This window comes from Spirosoma pomorum (genome assembly GCF_054776615.1).
The window spans coordinates 73,685-99,316 of sequence record NZ_BAAHBP010000031.1 but is presented as its reverse complement, the minus strand read 5'-3'; the positions used below and the strand labels follow the sequence as shown (position 1 = coordinate 99,316).

At 46.7% G+C, this 25,632-nt stretch carries 31 protein-coding genes; 24 read left to right on the top strand and 7 right to left on the bottom strand.

What is annotated here, in order from left to right; translation table 11 throughout:
• The first annotated feature begins 401 nt into the window (after window positions 1-401).
• Window positions 402-593: a hypothetical protein gene (locus tag ACYVAD_RS19800; protein WP_461141264.1), complete on the top strand. Its 192-nt coding sequence runs from the start codon at window positions 402-404 to the stop codon at window positions 591-593.
• A gap of 224 nt (window positions 594-817) precedes the next feature.
• Entirely contained in the window at window positions 818-1,105 is a 288-nt protein-coding gene (locus ACYVAD_RS19795) for a hypothetical protein (RefSeq protein ID WP_461141263.1), read from the top strand.
• Between the two features lie 28 nt (window positions 1,106-1,133).
• Here the strand turns inward: ACYVAD_RS19795 and ACYVAD_RS19790 are convergent, their stop codons facing one another.
• Window positions 1,134-1,310, bottom strand: a complete 177-nt coding sequence (locus ACYVAD_RS19790; RefSeq protein WP_461141262.1) for a hypothetical protein — start codon at window positions 1,308-1,310, stop codon at window positions 1,134-1,136.
• 235 nt (window positions 1,311-1,545) lie between these two features.
• Here ACYVAD_RS19790 and ACYVAD_RS19785 point away from each other — a divergent pair, with 235 nt between their 5' ends.
• From ACYVAD_RS19785 to ACYVAD_RS19760, 6 genes are all read left to right on the top strand, one after another.
• The gene (locus tag ACYVAD_RS19785; protein ID WP_461141261.1) at window positions 1,546-1,866 is read left to right on the top strand and encodes a hypothetical protein; all 321 of its coding nucleotides are present in this window, start codon (window positions 1,546-1,548) and stop codon (window positions 1,864-1,866) included.
• 613 nt (window positions 1,867-2,479) lie between these two features.
• Window positions 2,480-3,199, top strand: a complete 720-nt coding sequence (locus tag ACYVAD_RS19780; protein ID WP_461141260.1) for a hypothetical protein — start codon at window positions 2,480-2,482, stop codon at window positions 3,197-3,199.
• Window positions 3,200-3,203: 4 nt separating this feature from the next.
• A complete protein-coding gene (locus ACYVAD_RS19775) occupies window positions 3,204-3,554 on the top strand; it encodes a hypothetical protein (RefSeq protein WP_461141259.1) in 351 nt (116 codons plus the stop codon).
• Between the two features lie 21 nt (window positions 3,555-3,575).
• A complete protein-coding gene (locus ACYVAD_RS19770; RefSeq protein WP_461141258.1) occupies window positions 3,576-4,076 on the top strand; it encodes a hypothetical protein in 501 nt (166 codons plus the stop codon).
• 10 nt (window positions 4,077-4,086) lie between these two features.
• The gene (locus ACYVAD_RS19765) at window positions 4,087-4,242 is read left to right on the top strand and encodes a hypothetical protein (protein WP_461141257.1); all 156 of its coding nucleotides are present in this window, start codon (window positions 4,087-4,089) and stop codon (window positions 4,240-4,242) included.
• Between the two features lie 121 nt (window positions 4,243-4,363).
• Window positions 4,364-4,906 (top strand): DUF6283 family protein, encoded by a 543-nt coding sequence (locus ACYVAD_RS19760; RefSeq protein WP_461141256.1) that lies wholly within the window; start codon window positions 4,364-4,366, stop codon window positions 4,904-4,906.
• A 509-nt stretch (window positions 4,907-5,415) separates the two neighbouring features.
• Here the strand turns inward: ACYVAD_RS19760 and ACYVAD_RS19755 are convergent.
• Entirely contained in the window at window positions 5,416-5,655 is a 240-nt protein-coding gene (locus ACYVAD_RS19755) for a hypothetical protein (RefSeq protein ID WP_461141255.1), read from the bottom strand.
• A gap of 117 nt (window positions 5,656-5,772) precedes the next feature.
• Here ACYVAD_RS19755 and ACYVAD_RS19750 point away from each other — a divergent pair, with 117 nt between their 5' ends.
• The 6 genes from ACYVAD_RS19750 to ACYVAD_RS19725 all read left to right on the top strand — a co-directional run bounded on the left by ACYVAD_RS19750 (window position 5,773) and on the right by ACYVAD_RS19725 (window position 9,828).
• A complete protein-coding gene (locus ACYVAD_RS19750; RefSeq protein ID WP_461141254.1) occupies window positions 5,773-6,786 on the top strand; it encodes a hypothetical protein in 1,014 nt (337 codons plus the stop codon).
• A 10-nt stretch (window positions 6,787-6,796) separates the two neighbouring features.
• On the top strand, window positions 6,797-7,351 hold the full coding sequence (locus ACYVAD_RS19745) for a hypothetical protein (RefSeq protein WP_461141253.1): 555 nt from the start codon (window positions 6,797-6,799) through the stop codon (window positions 7,349-7,351).
• A 3-nt stretch (window positions 7,352-7,354) separates the two neighbouring features.
• The gene (locus ACYVAD_RS19740) at window positions 7,355-8,029 is read left to right on the top strand and encodes a hypothetical protein (RefSeq protein ID WP_461141252.1); all 675 of its coding nucleotides are present in this window, start codon (window positions 7,355-7,357) and stop codon (window positions 8,027-8,029) included.
• 2 nt (window positions 8,030-8,031) lie between these two features.
• Window positions 8,032-8,688 (top strand): hypothetical protein, encoded by a 657-nt coding sequence (locus ACYVAD_RS19735; protein WP_461141251.1) that lies wholly within the window; start codon window positions 8,032-8,034, stop codon window positions 8,686-8,688.
• A gap of 206 nt (window positions 8,689-8,894) precedes the next feature.
• Complete coding sequence (locus tag ACYVAD_RS19730) at window positions 8,895-9,308, top strand: hypothetical protein (protein ID WP_461141250.1); 414 nt, start codon at window positions 8,895-8,897, stop codon at window positions 9,306-9,308.
• An 85-nt stretch (window positions 9,309-9,393) separates the two neighbouring features.
• A complete protein-coding gene (locus tag ACYVAD_RS19725; RefSeq protein ID WP_461141249.1) occupies window positions 9,394-9,828 on the top strand; it encodes a M23 family metallopeptidase in 435 nt (144 codons plus the stop codon).
• 473 nt (window positions 9,829-10,301) lie between these two features.
• Here ACYVAD_RS19725 and ACYVAD_RS19720 read toward each other — a convergent pair whose 3' ends face one another.
• Window positions 10,302-10,952, bottom strand: a complete 651-nt coding sequence (locus tag ACYVAD_RS19720; protein WP_461141248.1) for a recombinase family protein — start codon at window positions 10,950-10,952, stop codon at window positions 10,302-10,304.
• A 367-nt stretch (window positions 10,953-11,319) separates the two neighbouring features.
• Between ACYVAD_RS19720 and ACYVAD_RS19715 the strand changes: the two genes are divergently transcribed.
• The 7 genes from ACYVAD_RS19715 (at window position 11,320) to ACYVAD_RS19685 (ending at window position 21,218) form a co-directional block, all read left to right on the top strand.
• Window positions 11,320-13,092, top strand: coding sequence for an N-6 DNA methylase (locus ACYVAD_RS19715; protein WP_461141247.1), 1,773 nt, complete (start codon window positions 11,320-11,322; stop codon window positions 13,090-13,092).
• On the top strand, window positions 13,085-15,544 hold the full coding sequence (locus ACYVAD_RS19710) for a sensor histidine kinase (RefSeq protein WP_461141246.1): 2,460 nt from the start codon (window positions 13,085-13,087) through the stop codon (window positions 15,542-15,544). Before ACYVAD_RS19715 ends, ACYVAD_RS19710 begins: the two co-directional genes overlap by 8 nt.
• The gene (locus ACYVAD_RS19705) at window positions 15,534-16,718 is read left to right on the top strand and encodes a hypothetical protein (RefSeq protein ID WP_461141245.1); all 1,185 of its coding nucleotides are present in this window, start codon (window positions 15,534-15,536) and stop codon (window positions 16,716-16,718) included. Before ACYVAD_RS19710 ends, ACYVAD_RS19705 begins: the two co-directional genes overlap by 11 nt.
• Entirely contained in the window at window positions 16,718-17,527 is an 810-nt protein-coding gene (locus ACYVAD_RS19700) for a hypothetical protein (RefSeq protein ID WP_461141244.1), read from the top strand. The genes ACYVAD_RS19705 and ACYVAD_RS19700 overlap by 1 nt, the downstream gene beginning before the upstream one ends.
• Window positions 17,528-17,970: 443 nt before the next feature.
• Complete coding sequence (locus tag ACYVAD_RS19695) at window positions 17,971-18,288, top strand: DUF6660 family protein (protein WP_461141243.1); 318 nt, start codon at window positions 17,971-17,973, stop codon at window positions 18,286-18,288.
• Window positions 18,289-18,359: 71 nt separating this feature from the next.
• Window positions 18,360-20,552, top strand: a complete 2,193-nt coding sequence (locus tag ACYVAD_RS19690; protein ID WP_461141242.1) for a TonB-dependent receptor — start codon at window positions 18,360-18,362, stop codon at window positions 20,550-20,552.
• A gap of 18 nt (window positions 20,553-20,570) precedes the next feature.
• Window positions 20,571-21,218, top strand: coding sequence for a cation transporter (locus tag ACYVAD_RS19685; protein ID WP_461141241.1), 648 nt, complete (start codon window positions 20,571-20,573; stop codon window positions 21,216-21,218).
• 69 nt (window positions 21,219-21,287) lie between these two features.
• Here the strand turns inward: ACYVAD_RS19685 and arsB are convergent, their stop codons facing one another.
• The 4 genes from arsB to ACYVAD_RS19665 are packed head-to-tail and all read right to left on the bottom strand — an operon-like array spanning window position 21,288 to window position 23,764.
• Window positions 21,288-22,337 (bottom strand): ACR3 family arsenite efflux transporter, encoded by a 1,050-nt coding sequence (gene arsB / locus ACYVAD_RS19680; protein WP_461141240.1) that lies wholly within the window; start codon window positions 22,335-22,337, stop codon window positions 21,288-21,290.
• Window positions 22,330-22,773, bottom strand: coding sequence for an arsenate reductase ArsC (locus ACYVAD_RS19675; protein ID WP_461141239.1), 444 nt, complete (start codon window positions 22,771-22,773; stop codon window positions 22,330-22,332). Before ACYVAD_RS19675 ends, arsB begins: the two co-directional genes overlap by 8 nt.
• Before the next feature lie 29 nt (window positions 22,774-22,802).
• The gene (locus ACYVAD_RS19670; RefSeq protein ID WP_461141238.1) at window positions 22,803-23,384 is read right to left on the bottom strand and encodes a DUF6428 family protein; all 582 of its coding nucleotides are present in this window, start codon (window positions 23,382-23,384) and stop codon (window positions 22,803-22,805) included.
• Between the two features lie 53 nt (window positions 23,385-23,437).
• Window positions 23,438-23,764 carry an ArsR/SmtB family transcription factor gene (locus ACYVAD_RS19665; protein WP_461141237.1) on the bottom strand — a complete coding sequence of 109 codons (327 nt, stop codon included), beginning with the start codon at window positions 23,762-23,764 and terminating at the stop codon, window positions 23,438-23,440.
• Window positions 23,765-24,066: 302 nt separating this feature from the next.
• On the opposite strand from ACYVAD_RS19665, the gene ACYVAD_RS19660 reads away from it, so the two are divergent.
• The 3 genes from ACYVAD_RS19660 to ACYVAD_RS19650 all read left to right on the top strand — a co-directional run bounded on the left by ACYVAD_RS19660 (window position 24,067) and on the right by ACYVAD_RS19650 (window position 25,622).
• Window positions 24,067-24,369 carry a PKD domain-containing protein gene (locus tag ACYVAD_RS19660; RefSeq protein ID WP_461141236.1) on the top strand — a complete coding sequence of 101 codons (303 nt, stop codon included), beginning with the start codon at window positions 24,067-24,069 and terminating at the stop codon, window positions 24,367-24,369.
• A 343-nt stretch (window positions 24,370-24,712) separates the two neighbouring features.
• A complete protein-coding gene (locus tag ACYVAD_RS19655) occupies window positions 24,713-25,063 on the top strand; it encodes a hypothetical protein (RefSeq protein WP_461141235.1) in 351 nt (116 codons plus the stop codon).
• A gap of 31 nt (window positions 25,064-25,094) precedes the next feature.
• Complete coding sequence (locus tag ACYVAD_RS19650; protein ID WP_461141234.1) at window positions 25,095-25,622, top strand: hypothetical protein; 528 nt, start codon at window positions 25,095-25,097, stop codon at window positions 25,620-25,622.
• Window positions 25,623-25,632: the final 10 nt, after the last annotated feature.

Genomic DNA, 25,632 nt, shown 5'->3' with positions numbered 1-25,632 from the left:
ATTCCAGGAATTGACATAGAGTCAATATTTCATGCCGGTGGTATACCCGTACCTTCTATTATCAAAGACACGATAAGCCCACAAACAACAGAATCCGTACTCCCTTAATATTTGCAGCTAGCCTTTACCGCCTTTCGAAAATGTTCACACCCTTACTCGTTTTGCTTGCAATTGGCTTTGCTGTGCGTCAAGTGGTTCAGCATGGATTTGATTACAAAGATTCGTTTACAGCAGATCAGTACGAACTAATGTGCCGGGCGGAGAGCCCGGAAGCCTTTCCATTATGATAACGGCGCTGGGGGTACTCGTCTTACTACTAATCAATCCGCCCATTCGTTGTCGGATTGAACGCCAAAAACCATATCTCACCAGAAGAGAATGGTCGCAAATCGACCGGATCAATGGCCTTTACTACCATGAATGATCTGGAGCAAATAAAGCTGGTGTATGCCCTGTTGTACTGGAGCTTTGTTTTGCTGGCCGTAGCGCTTGCTGGGTTAATGCTGCGGCTACACACTAATGACAGTCGGCGGGTGGATCAAATAGAGTCTGTACATGAATTACTACCACACCCAACGAAAAAACGCCACTAGGGTGACCTGGTTGCATCGACTGTTGTATGCCTTCCTACGTCAAACTTAAAAAGCTGCTGTACCACTTGGTTTGGTGTCAGGAGCGAAGCAAATCTCAACTGTCTGTTTCGAACACGATCTGGGTAAGTAATGAACTAGCTCGTTTACGGAAGCAGGTCGCTGATATGATACTATGTAGTGATCTACGTAGCTAATCCACGCAACCAATTAAATCAACCATATCCATGCAAAATCAACCCATTGACGCCAGAATTATTGCCCGACTCCAGCTAGAAGAACGCCGGTCGGAACTGATTCTGAAACTTGCCGCGAATAAGGCAATGCTGATGGTATTCCGCTTCGGTTCGCTTCGGGCTCGATACCTGGCTGAGCGGTGCAGGCTTGATGCCGAGTTCGATGGCCTTAGTTATCAATTATATCGATCAAATCCGACGATCAACCCGTACGTAGCGCTATCACCACCAACGCTACGTCGATTGGTCCACCTAAAGATACTGCGCCGATTGGCCTAATGATCCTTTACAAAGGGAAGGTTGAACATCAAGATTTGATGCCTCCGGGCGTCGTCTTGAATTGGTGTGGATAGAAGCGGTGCAGGGTGGGGGATATTCGCCCACCCTGCCTAAACTCCCCACCAGTGGCCAGCCCAAAGATATTTGCCGCCGTCCAGCTGGTCAGGATGGCAAAGCCGGGATAGTTCCAGTAATGGATTGGCACTCGGATACAGGAGGGGTAATAGACCCTTGGACAACTCTGGAAAGACGGAGGGTATGCGGAATGGGTACGGCAAAGGGCACCACTAGACCGGTGGTGAGTTCTGGCCCGATGGTGGAGGTTCGAATCCTCCCCCCGCAGCAGAGCTTTAGAGGCTTAAAAAGAGGAAGGGCACTAATACCGGGGACGTTTGGCCCCGGTGTTCTTAACCATCCTGACCGTTAACCATCGTACAGAAATGACATCGCCTACCCGTTCGCTACGCAACCTCACCTTTGATGAGTTGTGCCAGCTATTTGCGCTCAATTTTGGGTATCAACCCGATCAGATCGATACCACTATCGTGGTTGGAAGCGACGATAGTTCAATCAGTGATTGCCGACGTTGGTTATCGCTGGACTGGACCACGGGCGAACTGAAGTTGAGTGCGATTTATGACGTACAGCAAGTATTAGCCGAGGGTGAAGATGCTATAGAGCGGCTAGAACAGCCGCTTACCGACGACAAAACCAACAAGATCAAGGATCAGCTGAAGGGCTTCAATGTAGCCTTTCTCTGATCCTTTTTTTGATGCAGCAGCTCAACGGTCGAGCGCCGGTCTAGGCCGGAGGATGCAGGTTCGAATCCTGCTTACGTCACCACCGCCACCAGGGGCGTTTAAGCTCTCTGTGAAGAGAGACAAGCATAACAAAATTTTGGGTTTGTTGGCTTCTCGTTCCTGCCACTGGTGGGGACAGAGAGCCCAAACGTCCCTGGAGCGGTTTTTTGTCGCTTAATTAAAAAGTAACACACATGAAAACATACAGATACATTCCTACGTAGCCTGCCGAGCTATATCGACCTAACGGCGAAACGTTTGTCCGCGCAACATCCGCAACGCCTGGCACAGCCCCCAAAATTTGGCTGATTAGTATTCTATTGTCCGTTGCTAAAGGCGACGGTTTTTACAGCACGGTTTTACTGTACTGTAAAGGCACGTAGTGCATACCCTTCTTCCAAGAGCAAGTAAAGTATGTTCAATGTGCTACAGAATGTACACTGTTCACATTTGTACAATTGTACAGTGCGCGAAAAAAATCGAAACGAGTCCCGGCACGGTTAGCGCAAAAAGTCCCTCACATCGGCGCATTGAGCGCCTAATAAGCCCCACAAACCCCAAAGAAAATTTTGTTATGGAAGCCCCCCAAAATGGTCTAACTACAATCGCCGGTGTACTAAATCAAGTCGTTCAGCCCCAGCCGGTTTTTGATCAAAATTCGCAGCCTGTTGCCAACGGCCCCGCAGATGGCAATACCAGTACATTTATTCAAAACTTCGGCAAGTTCGAACGAGCTGGATCTACCTACTCCTGGAAAATTACTCGCCCTCGCTTATCCAAATTAGGGGGGCACAGCAAGCCACTTGGTCAGCCTGAGAAGCCAAATAAGCAGGAGTTGCTGAAGGATTGCATTGGTCGGTTGGTCAGAAAGGGATACTTAAAAGACGGCTACAGTATCACCATTTTCCGCAACATCAGCGACGACGATAGCGAAAGTAAAAAGCTAATGACGCTCTATGACCGGCGTTTTGTGCCGGAACCGCTCATTGTCACCGAAGGATGGCTAATGAAATATCTTAAAGACCTGTACAATCCGGTAGTATACGATTACGGTACAAGCGAACTCTTTCCTACTGGCAATAATTCACCAATGCCTGACGGAATGGCCGTTATTCCAGATTCATCGAAGCAGGCACCCATGAAGGAGGCTTTTGATCTGGAGCGTAAGTTTAAGAGCGAAGATGCGCTACACGATTATGTAGCCAAACTCACCCGCGATGGTCATCCTAAGAATCGTATCGAGGACTACTACCGGAAAATGATTCAATACTTCCACCCTGGCCGCTACCGCTAATAGGATGCACTACGCCCCGTATATAGTCGTCCGGCTGAGCTTCGATCAGTACGCTAGTGTCTATAAACTGCTCGATGCTCACGCCAGGCTTAACCGGTTCGACTGCTTTGAACTACAATCAATCGTTCTGCTCGACTACCTACACAAAGATGCTGACCGACAATTCAACGCCCTGTTGAACCGCAAACGGGACTATAAAAAGCTCTATGCGGTCAAATTCAGTCAGCCGGTAGCATTGGCTCTGTTCGATTGGATGCGCACTGTACACCTCGATGCCTGGCAGCAGCAGGCCCGAACGCAAATTTTCCAGATCCTTGTCAATTACGGTCTGGTCAAACTAGACGACTCTTATTGATCAATTCTTTCCATTAAGGACATGAAAAAGCAACTGGTTCAATTGCCCAGTATGTTGAATTTATTCACGCCCTGGGACCTTCGCCAACAAAGTAAAAGCGGGCGGCAGTGGTGGGAAAATCATCATTTCAAACCGGTAGCCGGTGTTCTTACCCAGCAGAACATGGTATTGGGGTTTAACCTAGAAACAACGTTTAAACCCAATGATTCTTACGATCCTACTCGATTGTATGTAATCAGTGGAGGGAGTACTCTGTACGTTCAGGCAATCAACGCGCAAACTCAGGAGGCACTGGTATACTCTCCCCATTTACCGGAGTGTCCTCACATAGTCGATAGATGGTACTTGATCGACATATACGAGCTTAACCCCGTAACGATTTGGGGTTTCAATGAAGCGATATTCCGAGAAAAGCACCCAGAGAAGCCATGCCCATACCCGGTGTTGTGGGGGAGTTGCCGGGATGCGTTTAACCGTAGAATTAACGAAAACGAATTACGCAAGAGAACCGAAAATCAATAGCTGTAATCAAATGCTGAAACTCACACCAGAACAAAGAAAGCAGCTATCCTACTGGGTTGACTTTCGGGCCAAGCGGGACTACACAAGGCAGCAACGGGATCATTCATACCAGCAATGGTATAAGGGCGGGGGTGGAGCAGCTGCGGGGAAGGAGGTACGGGTATAATGGTTATGCTCTGTTGGTATCACCACCAGTATAAGCCGGGTTCCAACGAATGGCGACCTAAAATCATCCCAACTGCCGTCCTAAACGAGATACAAAAGGCCGAAATCACAACCGCCACAGCATGAAATTCAATTGTACATCCCCCTGCAAAAACTGTCCGTATCGTACCGATTCACCGCTACAACACTGGGATCGGGCGGAGTTTAGGAAATTACTGGAGTACGACCAGGACTACATGGGAAAGGTATACGGCTGTCATAAAAATGACGGTTCGGTGTGTCGTGGTTTCCTGATCAATCAACGTGAGCGAGATATTCCCAGCATTAGCACACGGTTAGCCATCATTACCAATGATATAAAGCCTGGCTATATGGAATCACTGACCTGTTCAGTACCGATGTATGCCAGCATCGAGGATATGATCAATGCTAATTATCCGGCGCTGTTACTCCAGATCGAATTAGAAAAAGCCAACCAAGTTTCTCCTATGTCTCAGATCAAATGCACCCGTTGCCGTCACGTTCATACTGTTAGCGATAGGCTATTTAAAAAACGTAGTCAAACGTCCGTACTATGGGATACTATGTGCCCTAAATGTGGGGGTAAACAATATCAACAAATAGTAACGCCGCCCGAAGAAAATTCGGAATTGCCAGCTGGGTAATACCCTGACAGATCTAAGTAGGTCAGAATATTCTAGCAGTTTTTATAAGTAAACATTATCAGCAATGGAAAAGCCAATGTTCTCCCATCCGTTAAGTCTGGAATTTTGGCTACTCCGTAGGCGGATTATTGATTTACGGAATCGTAAAGCTGATGATAGTGAAATCGAAGTACTACTAGAACGCCAACATAAAGTTTGGTTACTCAATGCGCAACGAAGTGCCAAACTAATTAGGGAGTACAATAAATGGTTTTGTAAAAAATACCCAGATAAATGTTGTTAGAGCTATGTGATGGATCACTGTAATAATAACTGGAATTGTTGCCTACAATTTAGGCTTTATTCGAGGGATATTTTGGGGGAGTAACGGTATAGAACGGTTTCAGAATTATTGTGACAACGTATTAGGACGAATAGGAATCAAAAAAGAAGAATAGTAGTTTTACAAAGAGCTTTAAAAATATCACGCCCTCAATTCTGTTCGAGCAGGATTGGGGGCTTTTTCGTGTTTAAACTAATCGCCGTTCAACAGCCGGAACGGTCATGCCCATGTTAGCGGCTACATCTTCTGGAAATACGTAAGGCTCTTTAATCGCCCGATCTGGAAAGTCTCTATCCAGCTGACGACGTTTTGCTTCGCGTAGTGTCCGAAAAAGACGTTGCGCCTTGGCTTTTTGAAATCCGGTGATCTTTTGAATGTCCTTGGCAGAAAGACATCCCTTTGCAACTACTACGCTGTTTTCGTTCATGTAACGGATTGGTCAAGTACAAATTAGGTATAAGCCTGGCTGTTAAATTAGGCTACTAAAATAGCGTATAAATACATACAAATGCGTACAGAATAGCACTAATTAATACGTTCATTTTTGGTGGGCTTAACTTCGGAGAAAGACGTTTTCCGCATGACCACCGAGGTATTACCGCCCCCGCCCCCGCCTTCAGCTCAGCCGTTGGCACTTCCCGTCCCAACGCCCTATACGCCCTACCTTCAGTCAGGTAAACCAGGTAATACCGAAACGGCGGTAAACCAGGTATTACCGCCCCCGGTAAACCACGGTTTACAGCCGGTTTACCACGGTTTACCGACCCAAGATGAGGTATTACCAGAAGCCGGTAAACCAGGTATTACCGACGATGGTATACCACAAAACCAGGTTTACCAGGCTGTGCAGGCCCCTGCGGTAAACCAGGTATTACCCGAAGAAAATCCCGGTAAACCAGGTATTACCGCCCCCGATCAATCGGCCGCTGACGGGGCTCAAACCGTCAAAGAGGAAGTAGTTGGTAAGACCTTCAAACTACCGGTTTCGGTCATGCAATCATTGGAGCGGGCTGTACTGAATATAAATGCAGCGTTGCCACCCCATGAGCACATTACTACCCACGCCTACGGTATTGAGGTTTTAACTCATCACGAAGCCTACTTAAATGCGGCCAGTCAGCAAAACAGCTATCAAGCACTGTACCAAAATGAAGTAGCCAAAAATCAGCAGCTACAACAGGAATTGTACCAGGAACAGCAGAAAAACGCGGCACTATTAGCGAGAATAAATCAACCTGTAATCGCAAGTAATCAGCCTATAACTCCCCAGTTTATTCCTGCCCAGGATAAACCGACCATGCCCGCCGTGGCAGCGCCAACGCCAGTACCAGACGCGGCTGATATAGAAAAATATAACCGCCTGGTGGAGCAATACAATCAGCTCATGCAGCACTATTCACAATCAAATAAAGTGCTTACTTCCTACCAAGTATTTTTCCCCGAACTCAATAAAATAATTAAAGAACTGTGCGACGAAGCCCAGCGGCTCAGCTGGACGAATAGCGCTTATTTCTTGTGGTTTTTTCAGGTTCGTGTTCAAGACGTTTTACCCAATTAATTTTTCTCTTATGGCTAAGCTATTGCTTTTAGCAGAAGTAAACGACGACGTTATAAATAACGAAACGATAGACCCGAGTGCGGTATCTAGTATTGAAGCGATTCGAACGATACACCCCGCTTACTATCCGGATATAGCTACATTTTTAGCGCATTGGAACGCTGGAATAGATGCGCGTCAGAACTGGGAACACTTCAGTGATAATTTCTTTAAACTCTTCACTGAATCGGGGTTTGTGGACGAAGCTGGAGTACACATTGAAGAGTACGATTTAGGCAGTTTGTGCCGGTTTGTAATCGACAATAAAGAAACGATTATGCCTAAGTCGTTTCGAGATTCCATGTTCGCCGGAATGTTAACCGGTGCCCTAAAAATGGGTGCAACGACTATGAGTAAGGGCAAAGACATCCAGGTTAATTGGCCCGAAATGGCCGAGTATGCCCGGCCGATGGCAGAAATCGTACTGAACCAGGTCGCGCAATCCCCGGAACGTCGTCGCCTAATGCTGCCAATTCTGAAACGGTTTTTTGAAGCCGAAGGTACCCCGTCCACCTCTCAACAATAATCAATGAATAGCGCAGCATTAGAAAGCCTGGTCAACAACCGTTCCGGATCGGCCATGACGGAGCTACTAACCGAAGCCCCTAAGTTGGTCGAGCCGGTAATGCCACTGGTGGAAGCCGCCCCGCCGTTAAGCCTGAGAAGTATTTTTGGCGGCAATTCTGCGCAGGCGGATGCGCCCGACGAGCCCGTTGAAATCGAGGAAGAATACATACCCTTGTCGGCGGCTGAGATTGAAACAAAGGCCGAAGCAAAGGCCGAAATGTGGTGCGCTATTTTGTCCATGCTATTCGATTTTTTGAATCGATACATCGCTACGCAATCACTAAAAGAAGGCGATAAGGAGCTGATTAAAAAATTCGAAGCTGAGACTCGGGCTCTTGATCATGCGCCGGACTATATCAATGATCCGAACCACCCGTACCACGCTGCTAGTCGGCGTTGGGAAGCGTTCACCAAGGCCATATCTGAGGAACAGAGCGACGCTAAACTGAGTGAGGGTCATCGGCTACTGCTTAAACGAGCGATCAAGGCCGAGATCGAAAAGAAGAACAAGCGTAAGATGCTCAAAGATAGCTCTATCCATGAGGTACTTTTTGAGATTGCCATCGCCAAGGCAGGCCCCCAGATGACGCAGCTATTGATTTCCAAATTTACTCACCTGTCCGCGTCAACGCTGTAGTCATGCCGCAAAAAATCGTCATTCCCGACCAGGGAACGAAGCGCCGAACGTCGTCAATTTTCCTGCATATCGGGGCAAAAAAAACGGGTAAAACGCAGGGAACGCTGAACATGATTGTCGAAATGTATCAGAAGCAGGCTAAACCCGTGCTGGTACTAGATAAAGGCCGTCAGTCAGAGTATGACGATTTTATAGACATTGAGTTGGATGATCTGCCCAAGTTCAATGCCCTGGCTAACCGGCAAAAAATTCCCCTGTTCAAATGCCGGATTTCGGGAGAAGAAGATGTAATAAAGTTCTTTGAACTGGTCGATCAATACATTCGGAATAGTTTCGTGGTATTTGAAGATGCGACGACCTACGCCGTTGGGAATTTGCCCCTTTCGATGCGGAATTTAATCGTTAATAGCCGCAATGCTTGTAATGATTATCTGTTCAATCTGCACTCGTTATCCGAACCTGCACCCTTTCTATTCCGCCACTCCGAATACATTATTTTGCGCCGTACATCGGATCAAAAGCTACAAACTAAAGTGCCTGTACCAAACAAGATTCTACGGGCCATGTACGAATTAGAAAAAGAAAATAAGCGCGAGTATCCAAGGGTTGATCAGCCTAAACTGGCGTTTCGTCTGATTGATATTACGTCAGCTGATTGATAGAACTATGAGTGGTGTAGCCTACAAATATAAATCCTGCTATATGACCGACCTGGCTACAAAGGCCGGGGTAGACGTGTCTACGTTCCAAGACTGGATTACAGGGGATGATTGGAAAGCGCTTATAGATCTAGGTTGGCGACCGAATAAGCGAATTTTATCGCCTTCGGTAGTAAAATATATTATGGATAAAATCGTGCCCGATTATGAAAAAGCCAACGCTTAATTTATACGATCAGTTAAAGGAAATTCTATTGCGTTATCCAACAATTCGTTGGGTTTCCAAAAGGAATAATATTGTATTAGCTCGTGAAAAGGTCGAAGCGGTTAACCTGTCTTTTGTTAAAGTGCTATTTAGATTTCCCCTATCTGTGTTTTTTGGTGCTACAACGATTGATTCTCTTAGGGCTCGTATTGAATTGCGTGAGGCAATGAATAATTCTAGCAACGTATTGAGCTGGCAGAAATTATTCTTTCTATTTAATGAACAGGCACCGCTACTATTAATTGACGAAAAAGCGCAAGAGTCCGGATATTTTACGCGCTACATTTTGGTCAAAGTTGGCTTTCGCTTCATGGGTATTAGAACAAATGTAATTCGCTATGAAGCCAAAAATTGACATTAGTAATCCGCTGTTGTGGATCGGGATCGGTGGCGCTGTTTTCGTCGGTGCGGCCCTAATTTATTCTAACCAACAAACTGTTATGAACGCTGCATTGCCTTTTGAGCCTATACTTAATCCGATGATTGTCAGAAAGGATAAGGGCGGATCGGGGTATTTTGGTACGGGTCGGATTAACCGTATCCACCAGGGGACGGACTTCGTTTGCGAACCTGGTCAGCCAATTTATGCCCCCTTTTCTGGTACGATCATTCGGGAATCGTTACCCTACGCTGATGATACGCGTTGGAAAGGGCTACTACTCCGGTCCGATGATGGCAGTTACGAATGTAAACTGTTTTACTGCACCCTAGCCGAAGCAGTAGGAGCGAGGGTAGAGCGTAATCAGCTGATTGCGTTTGCCCAGGGTATTAGCGCAAAATACAGCACTGGCGTGACTGATCACATTCACGTCGAAGTACGACGAAACGGCGTTATCAAGAATCCTGAAAGTTTGTGGAAGTGGCAAGTAGCTTAACCAATCAGTTTTATGATTTGGCCAAGCCTTCAATTAATCTTTACTCTTTATTTGATAGTTCGTATTGTTTACGGGGCAAATAAAGCTGTGAGCGCTATAGTTTTTCTTGTGAGCTTTTTTTTGTTTTTGATGTGTGTATTTGCTCTAATAATTCTCTTTTTTGATTGACTATGTTTTCTACTCAAATTACTAGCGCACAATTAACGCCAGGTTACGAATTTACGTCGAAGTGGTTTAAGGGGATCGTTAGCGTGATACGGACCGACGAAACGAAAGATTTGCTGTGCGTTAAAATAACTAGGGAGTCCGGCGGTTACCACGAAGAAGATTGGGTTTTAAATCATACCCTTTTAGGGTTTAAGCGGGGAGATTATACGCCATATCAGTCGGTAGAGCAGAACGTATAGTTTACAGATAGTTGTTACTCATTTTGCGATTGCGAAAAGAGCCGGATCATTGAACCGGCTCTTTTTTTATTTCTTCTTTGTATAGTTTCCATCTAGCTCCAGTGGTGGGCGTTCCTTATTAGCGGCTAATTCTTTTTCTTCCGGGCTAATGGCTACGCCCATATAGCGCAGGTATTTGTAAATAGTTTTGTTGCTGCTTATACCGGTCAGTTTTTTGATCTTATTAATCGAGTTGCCGGTCTTGTAAAGATTGGCGACTAATTCAGCTTTGTCCTGGTTTTCCTTTGTCAATCCGCTAGGCCGTCCACCGACGCGGCCACGGGCGCGGGCAGCGGTCAAGCCCGCTTTGGTGCGTTCGACAATTCCCTGACGTTCTGCTTCAGCCAGGGCGGAGAAAATTGTAAAAAACAGCATCCCCCCGGTTGTTGTGGTATCAATGTTTTCAGTCAAGAAAATTATCCCGCATTGCTTCTCTTTTAATTCGAGTACTAGATCAATATTGTCTCGCGTAGATCGACCAAGCCGATCCAGCCGCCAAACAACAACGACATCCCCAGGGCGCAGCTGGTCGAACATCTTGCGCAGCTCTGGTCGGTCCTTCTTACTGCCGGACATCTTTTCTAGGAACATCCGCTCACATCCGGCAGCGGTCAAGGCGTCTTTTTGCAGATCTAGGTTTTGATCCTGCATACTCACTCGGGCGTAACCAATTTTCATAGTCAGAAATTACACGTAACTCATGGTTATACAAGATAAGTGTAATTTGAATACGTATACGAGTTTCGTGTAACAGAATCGAACGTTTTATTGGCGTCGATGGTAAAAATCTGAATTGTGTATTTAAACGACCGTTTTTGGAAAACGCGTATTGAAATATTCTATCTCTTGTGTGTACTATAATAAATCTCTTTTATAAGCACAAAAATTGCTAACGTTTACACGCTTTCAACTGTATCTACTCATTAAGAATGATGATTGGTGGCTAAACTCTGATTATTTACTTATTTACGTTTTTCTGGCTTATCTTGCATAGAGGTCTATTTGCAAGTAGTTGTATTTTAGATACTTAACTAGAGTTTCATGCTTGACCATCTTTTATAAGGTGTCTAATTTATTTTCTGATTTATCTGATAATCAAGACGATTCGCCAAATATTGCGATGGGCGGTCATCTTGGCCAAACTTCTTCTTATGAAGCGAATTTCATTCCTCCAAGTAAGCGAAATGTCACATCCAAAAAGCGACATGGAGTATTCTATACCCCAGATCTAGCTTCTCGTTTGCTAGCAAAATGGGCTATAAGAAGTCAAGATGACCTTGTTTTAGAGCCTAGTTTCGGGGGGTGTGGGTTTTTGCAAGCAGCTAAAGATAGGCTTACAGCCCTTGCGGCTGAAGCGCCAGAACGGCAACTTTATGGGTGTGATATCGATCCTAACGCTTTCAAAGCTTTAGTTGCTTTATTAGATGGGCCTTATGATCCAAGGCATTTTCGGGCGAAGGATTATCTAACTATGTCGAAAGATAATTTGCCTGCTGAAGGGGTCGGAGCAATAATCGGAAACCCACCTTATGTATCTTGGCATAATATGCTTCCTGCGCAGCGTAGAGCTGCTAAAGTAATCGATCCTAAAGGCACGCTCAAAGGAAACGCTAGTCTGTGGGCATACTTTGTATTACACAGTCTTAATTTTTTGCATACGAATGGGAGAATGGCATGGATTCTACCCGGTAGCTTCTTGTATGCTGATTATTCTCCAACACTAAGACACATAATCAGCCAGCGGTTTACTCGCAGTATTGCCATCCTTCTAGAGCAAAGACTGTTCATAAGTGAAGGTACAGAAGAAAGTAGCGTTATCCTTCTATGCGAAGGGTTTCGGGATGCAACCGAAGGAAATATGCATCTTACTTCTGTTCAGAGTCTCGATGATTTGGCTATGACAATTGACAACTGGTCGGTAGGACAAGAGGTAGGGGTACAATGGGATCAACAAGCTTCACGTATACTAGCACCCCAAATTGCAATTGAGCTATATACTGCGCTAGAACATCACCCACAAATAAAGCGTCTGGGTGAAGTCGCTAAAATAAAAATTGGCTCTGTGACAGGAGATAATAACTTTTTCGTACTTAGTGCAGATGGTGCAAAGGAGTTGGATATTCCTTCCGAAGCTTTACAACCAATAGTAGCCCGTTTTTTACATTGCAAAGGCTTGCGAGTCACCTTAACTGATTTAGCCGATGTAGCAGCAGACGGACAACGATGTTTACTATTAACAACATCTACAAAGAACGCACATCACAAAGCTATTCAGTCGTATATAGAAACTTATCCTAAAGATCACATACCATTGAACAGGACATTTAAAAAAAGAAGATACTGGTATCAAATCGAAGACAAACTGGTTCCCGATGCTTTTTTTTCCTGTGTTCGGTCAAAAGGACCTGTCCTCATTTTGAATGAAGCACAAACAACCTGTACTAATACTATCTATAGGGTTTGGTTTCAGCAAAGTTTACCTGTTTCTGTTCATAAACAAGTTGCAGTAAGCCTACAGAGTACATTTAGCCTGTTTTCTGCTGAATTAGAAGGGCGAACATTTGGTACAGGGTCTTTAAAGTTAGAGCCTTCGGAAGCCTCTAGGCTAGCTGTTTTGTTACCCGATGAAAATGTAGATGCATCAGTGGCATTTAACAAAATGGATGCTTGTCTAAGAAAGGGAGAAGCGGATGCGGCTCGCCAAATAGCAGACCAGTTTCTTTTAGACAACGCCTTACTTACACCAGCTGATATACAGTTGTTGTCTACCGGTTTAGCTAGATTGAGAATAATGCGAACAGGTATACGTCATGCTTAAAAATTCTATTCCCTTAAGAGAGCGCTCGCTTGATGATTTGAAAACGGCTTTAGCTGAGGCTATTGCACAAACACAGCTTGACTCAGATTCTATACAAGCAATAACTGCCGAGATACTACGTCGAGATTCGAAGAATATAAGATTCTCTGCTGATGCAGGTATTATCGCTCGCTTAGGACAGGAGTTAGTTGGTAAACAAGAAACGGCCGTCGCCGAACTTATAAAGAACTCTTATGATGCAGATGCCACAGAAGTAGTCTTAACTTTTTCGCATACCAATCGTCGCGGTGGGACATTATTGATATCAGATAATGGAGTAGGTATGACGCAAGAGCAGCTAGTCAATGGCTTTATGCGACTTTCATCCAATGAAAAGGTTAATGAAAATTTCTCTACCAGATATGAGCGTCGTAGAGCGGGCCGAAAAGGAATCGGACGCTTTGCTGTGCAAAGATTGGGAACTCGTCTTACTCTAACAACTCAGATAGCTGACATTGATTATGCAATTCGTCTGTCTATTAATTGGGATGATTTTCAGTCAGGAGTTGATCTGGCAAGTGTAAGTAGTCAGATCGAGCGTGTTCCTAAATCAAAAAAAGAGGGTACAGATCTGTTTATTGAGGCATTGCGAGAATCATGGACAGAAACCGCTCAATTGAGAGTGTACCGCTATAGTTCTGAATTGTTGCAGCCTTTCAAATTAAATAAGTTTAAAAAGCCCCATGAAATTGCAAATGCTAAACCGTTTAGGGTCGCTGGCGATCCCGGCTTTAATGTAATAGTACAGAATAAAGACTCGGAGCAACTTAAAACGATTGCTAGTCAAGACGAAACAATTTTTGAAAACGCAGTCGCTGTTATTGAAGCATATGTCAATAAGGAAGGGGAGGGAGTTTGGTCAATTGAGTCAAAAATTTTGGGCATAAATGAAGAGATCGAACCGATAGGGACAGATAGAAATAATCAGAAACCTTTTGCGAACTTAGCTAATGTAAGCCTGAAGGCATATTATTATATTTGGAGACCAGCTAATTTCGTTCCCAGAGCACTATACAAAACACTTTATGATCTAGGTAGAGAGCAGGGGGGGGTTCGTGTGTTCCGTAACGGTTTTAGAGTATCCCCCTATGGAGATAGAGCCAACGACTGGCTTGGCCTTGACTTCTCATATGCAGCTCGGCGCTTTCTGCCTGCACACTCAAATGTGAATTTTTTTGGCTTCGTCGAATTGGATGACCCGAATGGGGATCTTTTTCAGGAGCGCTCCAGTCGAGAAGGCTTGATTGAAACAGACGCCTTCGAAGAATTACGTGATTTTGCTTATCGTGTATTGACGGCAGCGGTACTCCGTGTAGCCGAAGCAAGGAGCAAAAAGCAAAAAGCTAGTCAGACTAATTGGCAACGAGAAGAAGAAGAAACACATTCAGCCAAAACGGAAGAGGAAGATTTAGTAGATGCTGTTGCCGATTTAGAAAATGCGCTGAAGGTTGATATAACGACTGAAGAATTCTCTGCCCAAACATCGAATAATAATACATCTAGTCCGCAGGATCACACTGAAGCGCCAATTAGTGACGATTCGAATTCTACTGCCCAAAATCTGAATGTTGAGGATATAAAAGCGAAGGCTGAGCGGGTGAGGGTTGCTGTTGCCAAAGCACTAGACTCAGCTAAAGAAAGAGAAGAATTTTTATTAGAAGAAAATGGAATGTTCCGAGTGCTTGCGAGTCTCGGCTTAGTCATTGGAGAGTTTACACATGAGGTTCGACAAACTCTGGGGGCAGCCCAAGGAAATGCTGACGATATTTTGTCATACTTTTCGAAGGGAGTACCTGAGTACACAATTGCTGAACAATTGTCAGCTAACGTAAAACGGTTCCGTGATTATGCTAACTACTTCGACCGTACTGTATCAGGTAATTCGAATAGAACACTCAGTTCTCTAGATTTACGAAAAGTCGCACGTCGGTTCGTTGAAGCCATGCGACCCGCAGCAAATCGCGTCGGTGTGGATATTTATTATGAACCAACTGATTACGATTTATTTACGCCGCCAATGCATGGGTCAGAAATAAATTCTTTGCTCTTTAATTTTTACTCCAACTCTCTAAAAGCTATTTCACGTACTCAAGGTAAAGGTCGTGGAAAATTGTTAATCAGGGTCGGGAGTGAAAATAGTCGAGTTTATCTGGAAGTTGCAGACAACGGTGATGGTATTTCTGAGAATATTCAAGATCGGATCTTCAACGCATTTTTTACTACCGCTTCCCCAGCAAGTCGGAGCCAGCCTCTGGAGGATGAGGCTGTTGGAAGCGGACTAGGACTAAAAATTGTCCAAGATATTGTTCACGCTTATAACGGAGAAGTGTACCTGACAACAGCTCCAGATGGATATACAACTTGTTTTCGCGTAGAGTTTGCTTTACACCAATCAGAAGAAAATGAAAATTAAATATCTATATCTAGATGATGAGCCAGCATCAGAAGTGGAAGCATACATCAGAAAAGTGAAGGCGCATAATTCTGATTTAGAAATAGAACTCTGTTCACCTAAACAGTTCACAGAACAAATGGACCAGATTCAAAATCGTCAAGTGAAGTCGACGATAGAAGATGGGTTTTTTCATGGTCTTATTCTAGATTTCCGTTTAAGTGAAAAGGCGGACTTGAGTGCAGGAGATACTGGGCTTAAGGCTGGATATAACGCGCCTACTTTGGCTCAAGAAATCAGAAATCGGTCCACAGACGGCATACTTCCATCTTTTCCTATCGTTCTTTGGTCCACACATGATAAGCTTAATAAAGCCTTTTGGAAAGACGATACGAGCCACGACCTGTTCGATGCGCGAGTAATCAAACAACAGCTCATTGACGAGTCTGCATATGCCAAAGTAACTGCACAGAAGCTCGTTGCCTTAGTTGATGGCTACAAAAGGATCGTCGAGAATAGCGTAACATCAATAGAAAGGCCTGCTCAATTACTAGTAGTTGAGCAACAACCAGGGATGCTTGACCCTAGGATGGAAACCTATCTTGCTAAAGCTCCAATAGATAATCCGGCTCACGAGCAAGCACGCTTCTTAATCTCGCAACTACTCGAGATACCCAATAGTGCATTAATTAACGAACAAATTATAGCTGCTCGTCTGGGAATTGATATTAATGAGGGAAACTCTCCCGGTTTTTCCCGGTTACTTGAGATTAGCTTTGCTGATGCTTTATATAGAGGGCCCTTTAGCTCGGGATGGTCATGTTGGTGGCAACCCTTAGTTGACGAAATATGGACTTCGTTTCCCCATAAACTTGGACCACTTAGAGAAGTAACAGCAGAAGAAAGAGTTAGCTTCTTGAAAAATCACTTTGAAGTAGACGATATTCAAGCCGCCCGTCCGATTGATAATGCAGAGTACACTTGCTTTTGGACTATCTGTCAAGCAACTAAGCAACCTTTAGATACGCGAGATGGATTCATTGTAAGTCGTCCTCTCTCTTATGCTTGGCAGGATCCACTTTATGTTTCATTTTTTGCTATTATTGAAGGAATAGCAGAGGAACGAAATATTAATTTAGACCCCTTGGAAGAATCTAGATATAAGAGAGTAAAAAAGCAATTCACTCGTCGCTAATGGCTACAGCAGATACGTTTAGAAATGAACGAGCAAATGAACTACTCAGAATTAAAGATCTACTGGGCCGTTCCATGCCTGAAATCCGAACTAGTGTTGATACTTTATCTACCGCGGCTAGTCATTGTAAAAGAAGCAAAGAGGATACTTGGCAATACGAAGTGACAAACTTAATGTTTCCTAAGATTTTAGTTAAAAATAGCGGAGTTCGCCATTCTCGTCCGTCCATTGAATCTTATGAAGTAACATTGAGTATAAATGCTTTTGGTATATGTACTGAAGAGGACTCACTTGTAGACCCAATCTCCGATCTGAACGTCGATATTGTCGTTACTGGATACACGAAAAGGCATAAAAGAAAAATAAATGCACTACATCTGGACAGCCATCCACCTCGCGAAATTGCAGTTCGACGAAAAAGCCCTATTCCCGATTTGGTAGATGCTTACAAGACTAGTGGTCTACGCGTCAACGCTGTACATCCACGCTACCATTTTCAAATGGGTGGGCAGAAAGTATGGAGTAGTCCAAGTTATGAGTTTGGTTCTCAATTAATATTAGAAACTCCCCGTATTGCGCATCCACCACTTGACGCTGTTTTAGCTATAGATTTTGTCTTAGCGAATTACTATTCTAATACTTGGGCAAGTTTGCATAAATCAGATGGTCAATACTCCGATTTGATTGAAACCGCTCAAGAGGTTTTTTGGCGGCCTTACTTGTTTGCAGCGGCCAGTACTTGGAGTCCATTTTCCGTTGCCAACCCAAGATGGCTACCCCAACAAACATTCTTCAGCAAAGCAAAATAAATAAGGTTCAAGTCAATGTGTATTATTGTTTTCTAAAAAGTCAAAGATATTTCTTCAGAAAAAAGAACGAATATATTTTTTATTCAACTTTGTTTAGCGTTCTCCTTATTAATTCAATTATTTACAGGTATAGGTAGTAGTATTCACTTGGAAGAAATATGACGAAAGCATATTGTAAGGCCTTTTAGTCAAGAAGCTACTGGCTACGGTTGAGGAGAGAGATAAAATTTAGGAGACAGCTGTTATAAAAGCAACCCTTTTTGTACACACATGAAAGCCCGTATCTACCAGGTACGGGCTTTCATGTGGTAGCATCTTGAAAGTGTTTCTCCGAAGGAGCGATTTGTGAGAATGAGCCATTTTTATCGTACATGTGCAGATGGGTGACGTTCCTCAATGATTGCAGCTAGTTAGCTTTCCACAATAGTTCATATCTTCGCGCCGTGAAAGGGTGGTTAATCATATGGGCTATTTACGTGCTGGCGCTTTCGGGCGTGCCTTGCGAAGCCTTATGCCGGGACGAACCTACAGCAGTAGAACGAACCTCGAAGCCGACTTCTGACGATCATTGTCACGATGCGGCCTGTTCGCCGTTTTGTCTCTGTGCAACCTGTCCCGGTTGTACATTGCCCCAGGCTCCGCAGCTGATCAGCCCCGCAATGCCCACCACATTGATAAGGGAATCTGCCTTATCTCCTTACCAGGCTCCTTTTGCCTTTGATGTACCAGGCCGCATCTGGCAACCCCCACGGTTGAGTTAGCACACCCTCTTTTCTCTCTAGTCATAAACTGACTGGCAGGATCTCTATGGCTAACTAAATGACTTTCCTTCATGAGATTTTTTATTGTGTCACTCTGGCTGACACTCTCCACTATATCTATAACCTGGGCGCAAACGACCATACCGGTTTTTATTCAAGATGCCCAAACAGGTAAACCGCTGATCGGTGCAACCGCCCGGCTCATGCCCGGTAACATTGGGGCCGCTTCGGACACGGCCGGACGGTTGGCGCTGATCGTACCCACGGCAGGCCGTTATGCCCTCACTTGTTCGTTTGTCGGCTACGAAAGCAAAACCGACAGTCTCACACTGCCTGCTTCGGTGGATTCATTAATAGTACGGCTGGAACCCTCGGAAGGAGAGGAACTCGAAGAAGTAGTCGTAACCTCTACGCGGAGTAACCGCAACATCGATGACATACCGACTCGCATTGAAGCGATCACCGGTGAAGAACTGGAGGAAAAAGCCAATATGCGACCAGGTGACATTCGGATGCAGCTCAACGAAAGCACCGGCATACAAGTGCAGCAAACCTCGCCGGTATCAGCCAATGCCAACATTCGCATTCAGGGATTAGACGGACGATACACCCAGATCCTACAGGATGGTCTACCCCTCTATTCGGGTTTTGCCGCGGGTCTGAGTATTCTGCAAATCCCTCCCTTAAATCTGCGACAGGTGGAAGTGATCAAAGGATCGGCTTCAACGCTGTACGGTGGGGGCGCTATTGCGGGCCTGGTCAACCTAATTACCAAGCGACCCACCGTAGAGCGAGAGCTTAGTTTTATGGCCAACGGCACCACGGCGAACGGCCTCGATCTGAGCAGCTTTTATGGCAAAAAGTGGGAAAAAGTCGGCGTGACCTTGTTCGCTGCCCGCAACACCCAACGCGAGTACGATCCGGGGAAGACCGGCTTTTCAGCCCTGCCCAATTACGAGCGATATACCGTCAATCCCCGGCTGTATGTCTATCTCAATCCCACGGCAACGCTGACGGTAGGGGCAATGGGCAATTGGGAGAATCGAATTGGGGGCGATATGCAGGTTCTCGATGGAAACGCCGATGGCACCCATCGCTACTTCGAGCGCAACCGCTCGGATCGGGTGGCCTCGCAACTGCAATTCGACAAGCGGTTTGAACGCTCAGTGCTGACCATCAAAAACAGCGTGAGTTATTTCAATCGAACGCTCACCCAGCCCGATTACCGCTTTGCCGGGCGTCAGGTGGCCAGCTTCACCGAAGCCAGTTACAGCCACACCGGGGAACGCTCGGAATGGATCGGCGGGGGCAATCTCTGGAGGGAGCAATTCACCGAAAACGGGGCCAGCAATGGTCGCGACTACCGTTATGTGACAGTGGGGGGATTCGTGCAAAACAGCACTCGGCTGGCGTCCTGGCTGACGCTGGAAACAGGGCTGCGGGGGGATTATCATAACCGCTTCGGCTTCTTTGCCTTGCCGCGTATATCGGCCTTGTTCCGGCTCTCGGGAAAACTGACCTCTCGCCTGGGTGGGGGGCTGGGTTACAAGGCTCCGACCATCTTCACGGAAGATGCGGAAAGCATCGGATTTCGCAATGTGCGCCCGATTGATCCAGCTACCGCACAAGCCGAAACCTCTATGGGCGGCAACTTCGATATAAATTACCGCACGACACTATTTGATGTGCTGGATTTCTCGATCAATCAGCTCTTCTTCTACACCCAGCTCAATCACGCGCTGGTGCTGGATATTCCGGCCATCATCCCAACCGGGCCCAATTCGGCGGTGTATCAGTTTTCCAACGCCAACGGCCCGATTGACAGCCGAGGGTTAGAAACCAATGTGCGAATCGGTTATGACGCCTTCAAACTATATGCCGGTTATAGTCTGGTCGATACACGCCGGAGATACACGGGTGAAGCGTACAACAGCCCGGTTCCGCTCACGGCAAAGCATCGGGTCAACCTGGTGGCCGTTTACGAGCTAGAAGGCAAATTCCGCTTGGGCCTGGAAGCCTATTACAACAGCCGCAAGCCGCTGTCAACCGGAGAATTTTCCCGGCCTTATTGGCTAATGGGCGTCATGGGGGAACGGCGCTGGAAGCATTTCAGCATCTTTATCAATTTTGAAAACATCCTCAACATCCGTCAGGATCGCTATCAAGCCTGGGTGCTGCCTCCGGTGGCTCAGCCTTCGTTCCGGGAAGTGTGGGCACCGCTTGAAGGCTTTGTGGCCAATGGCGGCCTAAAATTATTTCTCTAATCGTAGTGTTATAAGACTATGGAAACGACACTCAACGCACCCGTTCATAAAGGGTGGAAAATAGCCACGGGGCTTGCCCTGTTTACCGTCGTCTATAATCTGGGCGAGGGCTTGGTTTCGCTCTACTTTGGCGCTCAGGATGAAGCCTTGACGCTGGCCGGTTTCGGCGTGGATAGTTTCATCGAAGTTGTTTCCGGCATCGGCATCCTGGCCATGATTACCCGGCTTCGCCGGTATGGAAATCAAGACCGGGGCCGCTTTGAAAAGCTGGCTCTGCAAATCACGGGTACTTGCTTTTATGTGCTGGTGGCGGGCCTGGTGATCGGCGCGAGTGTCAGCATTTGGGAAGCTCAAAAGCCCGAAACAACCGTGGCCGGAATCGTGGTGTCTCTGCTTTCCATAACCATTATGCGAGTGCTGGCTATGTGGAAGATTCGCACGGGCCAACAGCTCAATTCGGCCTCCATTATTGCCGATGGAAAATGCACAATGGTGTGCGTCTATATGTCGGTTGTGCTGCTGGCATCGAGCGTGCTGTATGAGTTGGTGCATCTGCCTTACATTGATGCGGCTGGTATGCTCGGCCTAGCCTGGTTCTCGTTCAAGGAAGGCCAGGAGAGTTTTGAGAAATCAAAGGATGCCGCCACTTGTTGCGGGCACTGCTAATTCTACCTTAAAAAAACGGAGGGCAGTCGTATACCCTCCGTTTTTGTCTGATGATTGAGCCTTATTAAATTATAGAAAGGCTTTCGTATAGTGAGGGGCAAATTTCTTCTCTTGTTTCAGCGCGAAATTGACCAGCAGAATCAGCACCGGCACTTCGATCAGCGGGCCGATCACTGCCGCGAAGGCTGCGCCGGAATTGATGCCGAACACGGCGATGGCGACCGCAATTCCTAGTTCAAAGTTGTTGCCTGCTGCGGTGAAGGCCAAAGAAGTTGATTTGCCGTAATCCGCCCCGGCCCTTTTGGAAAGGTAAAAGGCCGAAAAGAACATGATGGCAAAATAGATGGTCAGGGGCAGGGCAATGCGTACCACATCGAGCGGAATGGAAACGATCAACTGCCCTTTGAGGCTGAACATCACCACAATGGTGAACAGCAGCGCCACGAGCGTGATGGGGCTAATGGCGGGCAGGAACCGTTCTTCATACCACTGGCGGCTGAACAGCCGCGTGAGGATGATCCGCGAGAACAGACCCAGCAAAAACGGTACCCCCAGATAGATGAAAACGCTCTTCGCTACTTCGCCAATCGTGATGTTAACCGCGTAGCCTTTTAACCCGAACAGGGGCGGCAGCACGGTAATAAACACGTAGGCATAGACCGAATAGAACAGCACTTGAAAGATACTGTTGAAGGCTACCAGGCCAGCCGCATACAGCCGGTCGCCCTTGGCCAGATCGTTCCATACGATCACCATAGCGATGCAGCGAGCAATGCCGATCATAATCAGGCCGGTCATGTATTCGGGTTTGTCGGGTAAAAAGACGACCGCCAAACCGAACATCAGCAGGGGGCCAATGATCCAGTTTTGCACGAGCGAAAGACCCAGGATTTTTACGTTGGAGAATACTTTGGGCAATTCGCTGTAACGCACTTTGGCCAGCGGTGGGTACATCATCAACACCAGGCCGATAGCCAACGGAACGTTCGTGGTGCCGGAATTGAAGCTGTTGATGAAGCCCTGCGACTGCGGGAAAAAATAGCCAATGCCCACTCCGATCAGCATGGCCAAGAAAATCCACAGCGTCAGAAAGCGGTCGAGAAACGAAAGTTTAGGCATGGGAGGCTTGGCTCGTTATGTTATCCTCGATGAATTGGCGGCTCCAGGCTTTGATTTCGTCGCGCACGATGCGGAACTGCCCCAGCTTGTCATCACCGGGGGCATGAGACGGATCGCTAAAGCTGTGATGCACCTTCTTGGCCGTGGATGGGAAGAAGGGGCATTGCTCGCGGGCATTGTCGCAAACCGTGATGACGTAATCGAGCGGCAGGCTGGTGTATTCGTCGGCGTGGTTAGAGGTGTGGTGCGAAATATCGATGCCATCTTCAGCCATGACCCGAATGGCCAGGGGATTGACCCCGTGGGGAGCAACGCCCGCGCTATAAACCTGGGCGCTCTTGCCCCGGCCCGCCGTATCGGCAAAATATTGCAGATAGCCGTGGGCCATCTGGGAACGGGCGGAATTGCCCGTGCAAAGTACCAGGATGTTTTTCATGATGTTTTTTTAATGAACAATAGATTTGATTAGCAGCAGCCCGAACCTGGTGCGCAGGCCGGGGCCTCAGCTCCGACGAGTTCCAAAACGGGTTTAGCTGTTTCAGTCTTGGGGGCAGGGGCGCAGCAGGATTCGCCGGCAGTGGTGGTGCCGCAGCTCTGCGAGCGGGCAAGGGCTTTGCATTGGGTGTAATCTGGCGTCAGGCTGACCGTGAAGCTATCGCCTTCGGCAATCAGCTCACCGGGATACATCTGGCGGGTGTCGAATTTGGAATTGCCGAACTCGATTTTCACCGTGGCCACCGGGTTCAGGAGCAGGGACTTTTCTACCAGGTTGATGATCGACAGGGCCTTACTGACTTTCATCGAGCGGGCGGCTTCCTGAACGGGCGGCTCCCAAAGTTGCAAAACCACTTCCGTCCAGGTATTCATCTGGCCACCGCAATCGACCGATACAATGGGGGCTTGCTTGATCTCGGTGATGTGAAATGACGAATGGACAAACTCGCCTTCGGCGTACTGGAACTGCAAGAATTTGTCGGGGTTTTTGGTCAGCGTGTTTTTAAACGCCTGCCAGGTCATCGGCTGAGATTGGGTCATTAGCTTTTCCATTGGTTTAATGTATTATTACGATTGAAAAAGGCAAAAAAATACCCGCTCCTACATCAGCAGCAGGGCGCGGACTCGAACGATGCCAGCAGGTTTCCAAACGCTCGTTGGGCTTCCTCCCACACTGGCGGATTGATGCAGTAGCACACGCGGGGCGGGTTGATTTCGCCCTGAATGATGCCGATACGTTTCAGCTCCTTCAAATGCTGGGAAACCGTCGCCTGGGCAAGGTTCAGTTCGCCCACCAGATCACCGCAAACGCATGCTTTCTTTGCGATGAGCATTTGCAGGATGGCCACGCGTGCCGGGTGCGCGAACGCCTTGGCCAAATCCGCGATGCGGTTTTGCTGTTGGGTGAAGATTTCGGTTTTGGTCACTCCCATGATGCAAAGGTAGTAGAAAGATTAATTATTGCAATATTACGATTGGTTATTATAGTCATCTTATAAAACGCCCATTTTAGTCGATGATTGCCGACCTTGCACTATATACGTCAGTTCTTATTACTATCAATCTCAAATTGTTATCTCATAAATCAAAGTCTAAAATTGAAACATGCGCTTGAGTATGTGAGACAGTGCGGCTGCGGCATAGCATCTTTGAGTGATTTAAATGGCCGTTTTCAGGAAAAGGGAGATTAGGCAATTTATCTATATTGTGCCCGCAATCTTAACGCACTTGTCCAATGCAAAAAGTATTAGTTCTTGTCCTGCTGCTGTTCACTCTAGGATGTAAAGAAAAAGACATTAGGCCCAAGGCTGATTTTAGTTTCACTCAATACGAAAACGGGCTAGTTATTTTTAAAAATGCGTCAACTAACGCGGTTGATTATTTATGGAGCTTCAGCGACGGCATTGGAGCGGTTGAAGCCGATCCGCAGCACCGCTACAAAAGCAACGGTGAGTTCGACGTAAAACTGACGATTAAGAACAATCAGGGCGATACTGACCAAATCAGTAAACGAGTAAGCGTAAGGTCTGTACCATAGCCGTACCAGGTCCGCAGCAGGACCAGTATATACCGTGCTCAGCAAAGCCGCCGATATAGATCGGTGGCTTTTTTTATGCCCTACACCTGCCGTTTTTAAAAATTAAGGGCTGTTAAGCGGGGACTTTCAGCCATCAAGGGCTGACAAGGGCTGTTAAGGGCCGTCCTTGTTAAACGACGCTTGACAGATTAATAGGTTTGATCCACTTCTGTTGGAGCAGGGGAAGGTTAGCTCGGGTAGGTGTGCATAGTAGCCTACCCGACCACTAACCAAACTGCTCCGGAACATCAAATCAAAACCGTTATGTCGATCCTGTTTTAATCCCCAAACCGCTCCAACAATAATGGATTACCCACAACCAACCCAGCTTGCACGACCCACCAGTACGGGACGAATTAACTGGACCCAGACCACGACAATGACCGTGGCCGCTTTTATCGGCTGCTTGCTCGCCCTGACGGCGGGCTTAATGCTGTACCGTCACCTGGTAGCGAAAGCCGTGCGGGCTGAGACTGCCCGCCTGGATCAACTGCGATTGACCTGCCAACAGCAGGAATCAGCCCTAAATGATGTCGTTCAGCAGCGCAAGCAGCTACAGACAAAATCAGTGAAAACGGCTACGGAAGAGAAACCAACCGATGACAACAAAGCGGAACCGAAAGAACCCGGCTCGTCGGAGGAAGAAGCAGACTAGGATCTCATTTTTCAACTCTACAATAAACACGATGCAATCAACAATCGCATTCGATCTCGAAAATTCATCTGCCGATACAGATGTGACTGCTATTCTGTTTCCGGCCATGCTTCGGCGGAATGGAGCCCTGGCGGGGAAATTCCTGAAGGGTACAAAATTCAAAGATGATTCGGGGACTATTGACATTAACGTGTCGGACGTAGTACCAGCGAAGGCCATCAACGAGTTGAACGAATTTGGTGCCCAATTAACGGGTATCAAGATCATCAGTATTGTGGTCGCCACTGCAACACTCGCGCAGGCTACCCAGCCATTCATGGCCCTAACTCACGTTCCCTACAGCGATTCCGTTGTAGCCAACATTCCTACTAAAACAACGCTGGTCCCCGGTAAATCTGAGGTGCTGCACACATTCGACCAGGCGTGGCAGTCGGGAGCCATGCAAACCTTGCAAATGAAACTACTGAAGGGTGAGAAAGTCGCCATTTCGATGGTGGTAGATATGCCGGATTTCAGCGATACCGCTGCCATTCAGCAGGCAATTCTCCCTAATCAGTAAACCGAATTGG

Coding starts and splice junctions, on each gene's coding strand:
- ACYVAD_RS19745 (WP_461141253.1), top strand. CDS start 6,797: ATGGCTAAGCTATTGCTTTTAGCAGAAGTAAACGACGACGTTATAAAT.
- ACYVAD_RS19800 (WP_461141264.1), top strand. CDS start 402: ATGGCCTTTACTACCATGAATGATCTGGAGCAAATAAAGCTGGTGTAT.
- ACYVAD_RS19730 (WP_461141250.1), top strand. CDS start 8,895: ATGAAAAAGCCAACGCTTAATTTATACGATCAGTTAAAGGAAATTCTA.
- ACYVAD_RS19710 (WP_461141246.1), top strand. CDS start 13,085: ATGCTTAAAAATTCTATTCCCTTAAGAGAGCGCTCGCTTGATGATTTG.
- ACYVAD_RS19650 (WP_461141234.1), top strand. CDS start 25,095: ATGCAATCAACAATCGCATTCGATCTCGAAAATTCATCTGCCGATACA.
- ACYVAD_RS19670 (WP_461141238.1), bottom strand. CDS start 23,384: ATGGAAAAGCTAATGACCCAATCTCAGCCGATGACCTGGCAGGCGTTT.
- ACYVAD_RS19760 (WP_461141256.1), top strand. CDS start 4,364: ATGAAATTCAATTGTACATCCCCCTGCAAAAACTGTCCGTATCGTACC.
- ACYVAD_RS19785 (WP_461141261.1), top strand. CDS start 1,546: ATGACATCGCCTACCCGTTCGCTACGCAACCTCACCTTTGATGAGTTG.
- ACYVAD_RS19755 (WP_461141255.1), bottom strand. CDS start 5,655: ATGAACGAAAACAGCGTAGTAGTTGCAAAGGGATGTCTTTCTGCCAAG.
- ACYVAD_RS19780 (WP_461141260.1), top strand. CDS start 2,480: ATGGAAGCCCCCCAAAATGGTCTAACTACAATCGCCGGTGTACTAAAT.
- ACYVAD_RS19685 (WP_461141241.1), top strand. CDS start 20,571: ATGGAAACGACACTCAACGCACCCGTTCATAAAGGGTGGAAAATAGCC.
- ACYVAD_RS19740 (WP_461141252.1), top strand. CDS start 7,355: ATGAATAGCGCAGCATTAGAAAGCCTGGTCAACAACCGTTCCGGATCG.
- ACYVAD_RS19705 (WP_461141245.1), top strand. CDS start 15,534: ATGAAAATTAAATATCTATATCTAGATGATGAGCCAGCATCAGAAGTG.
- ACYVAD_RS19775 (WP_461141259.1), top strand. CDS start 3,204: ATGCACTACGCCCCGTATATAGTCGTCCGGCTGAGCTTCGATCAGTAC.
- ACYVAD_RS19655 (WP_461141235.1), top strand. CDS start 24,713: ATGGATTACCCACAACCAACCCAGCTTGCACGACCCACCAGTACGGGA.
- ACYVAD_RS19795 (WP_461141263.1), top strand. CDS start 818: ATGCAAAATCAACCCATTGACGCCAGAATTATTGCCCGACTCCAGCTA.
- ACYVAD_RS19690 (WP_461141242.1), top strand. CDS start 18,360: ATGAGATTTTTTATTGTGTCACTCTGGCTGACACTCTCCACTATATCT.
- ACYVAD_RS19700 (WP_461141244.1), top strand. CDS start 16,718: ATGGCTACAGCAGATACGTTTAGAAATGAACGAGCAAATGAACTACTC.
- ACYVAD_RS19725 (WP_461141249.1), top strand. CDS start 9,394: ATGAACGCTGCATTGCCTTTTGAGCCTATACTTAATCCGATGATTGTC.
- ACYVAD_RS19735 (WP_461141251.1), top strand. CDS start 8,032: ATGCCGCAAAAAATCGTCATTCCCGACCAGGGAACGAAGCGCCGAACG.
- ACYVAD_RS19770 (WP_461141258.1), top strand. CDS start 3,576: ATGAAAAAGCAACTGGTTCAATTGCCCAGTATGTTGAATTTATTCACG.
- ACYVAD_RS19675 (WP_461141239.1), bottom strand. CDS start 22,773: ATGAAAAACATCCTGGTACTTTGCACGGGCAATTCCGCCCGTTCCCAG.
- ACYVAD_RS19765 (WP_461141257.1), top strand. CDS start 4,087: ATGCTGAAACTCACACCAGAACAAAGAAAGCAGCTATCCTACTGGGTT.
- ACYVAD_RS19720 (WP_461141248.1), bottom strand. CDS start 10,952: ATGAAAATTGGTTACGCCCGAGTGAGTATGCAGGATCAAAACCTAGAT.
- ACYVAD_RS19665 (WP_461141237.1), bottom strand. CDS start 23,764: ATGGGAGTGACCAAAACCGAAATCTTCACCCAACAGCAAAACCGCATC.
- arsB (WP_461141240.1), bottom strand. CDS start 22,337: ATGCCTAAACTTTCGTTTCTCGACCGCTTTCTGACGCTGTGGATTTTC.
- ACYVAD_RS19660 (WP_461141236.1), top strand. CDS start 24,067: ATGCAAAAAGTATTAGTTCTTGTCCTGCTGCTGTTCACTCTAGGATGT.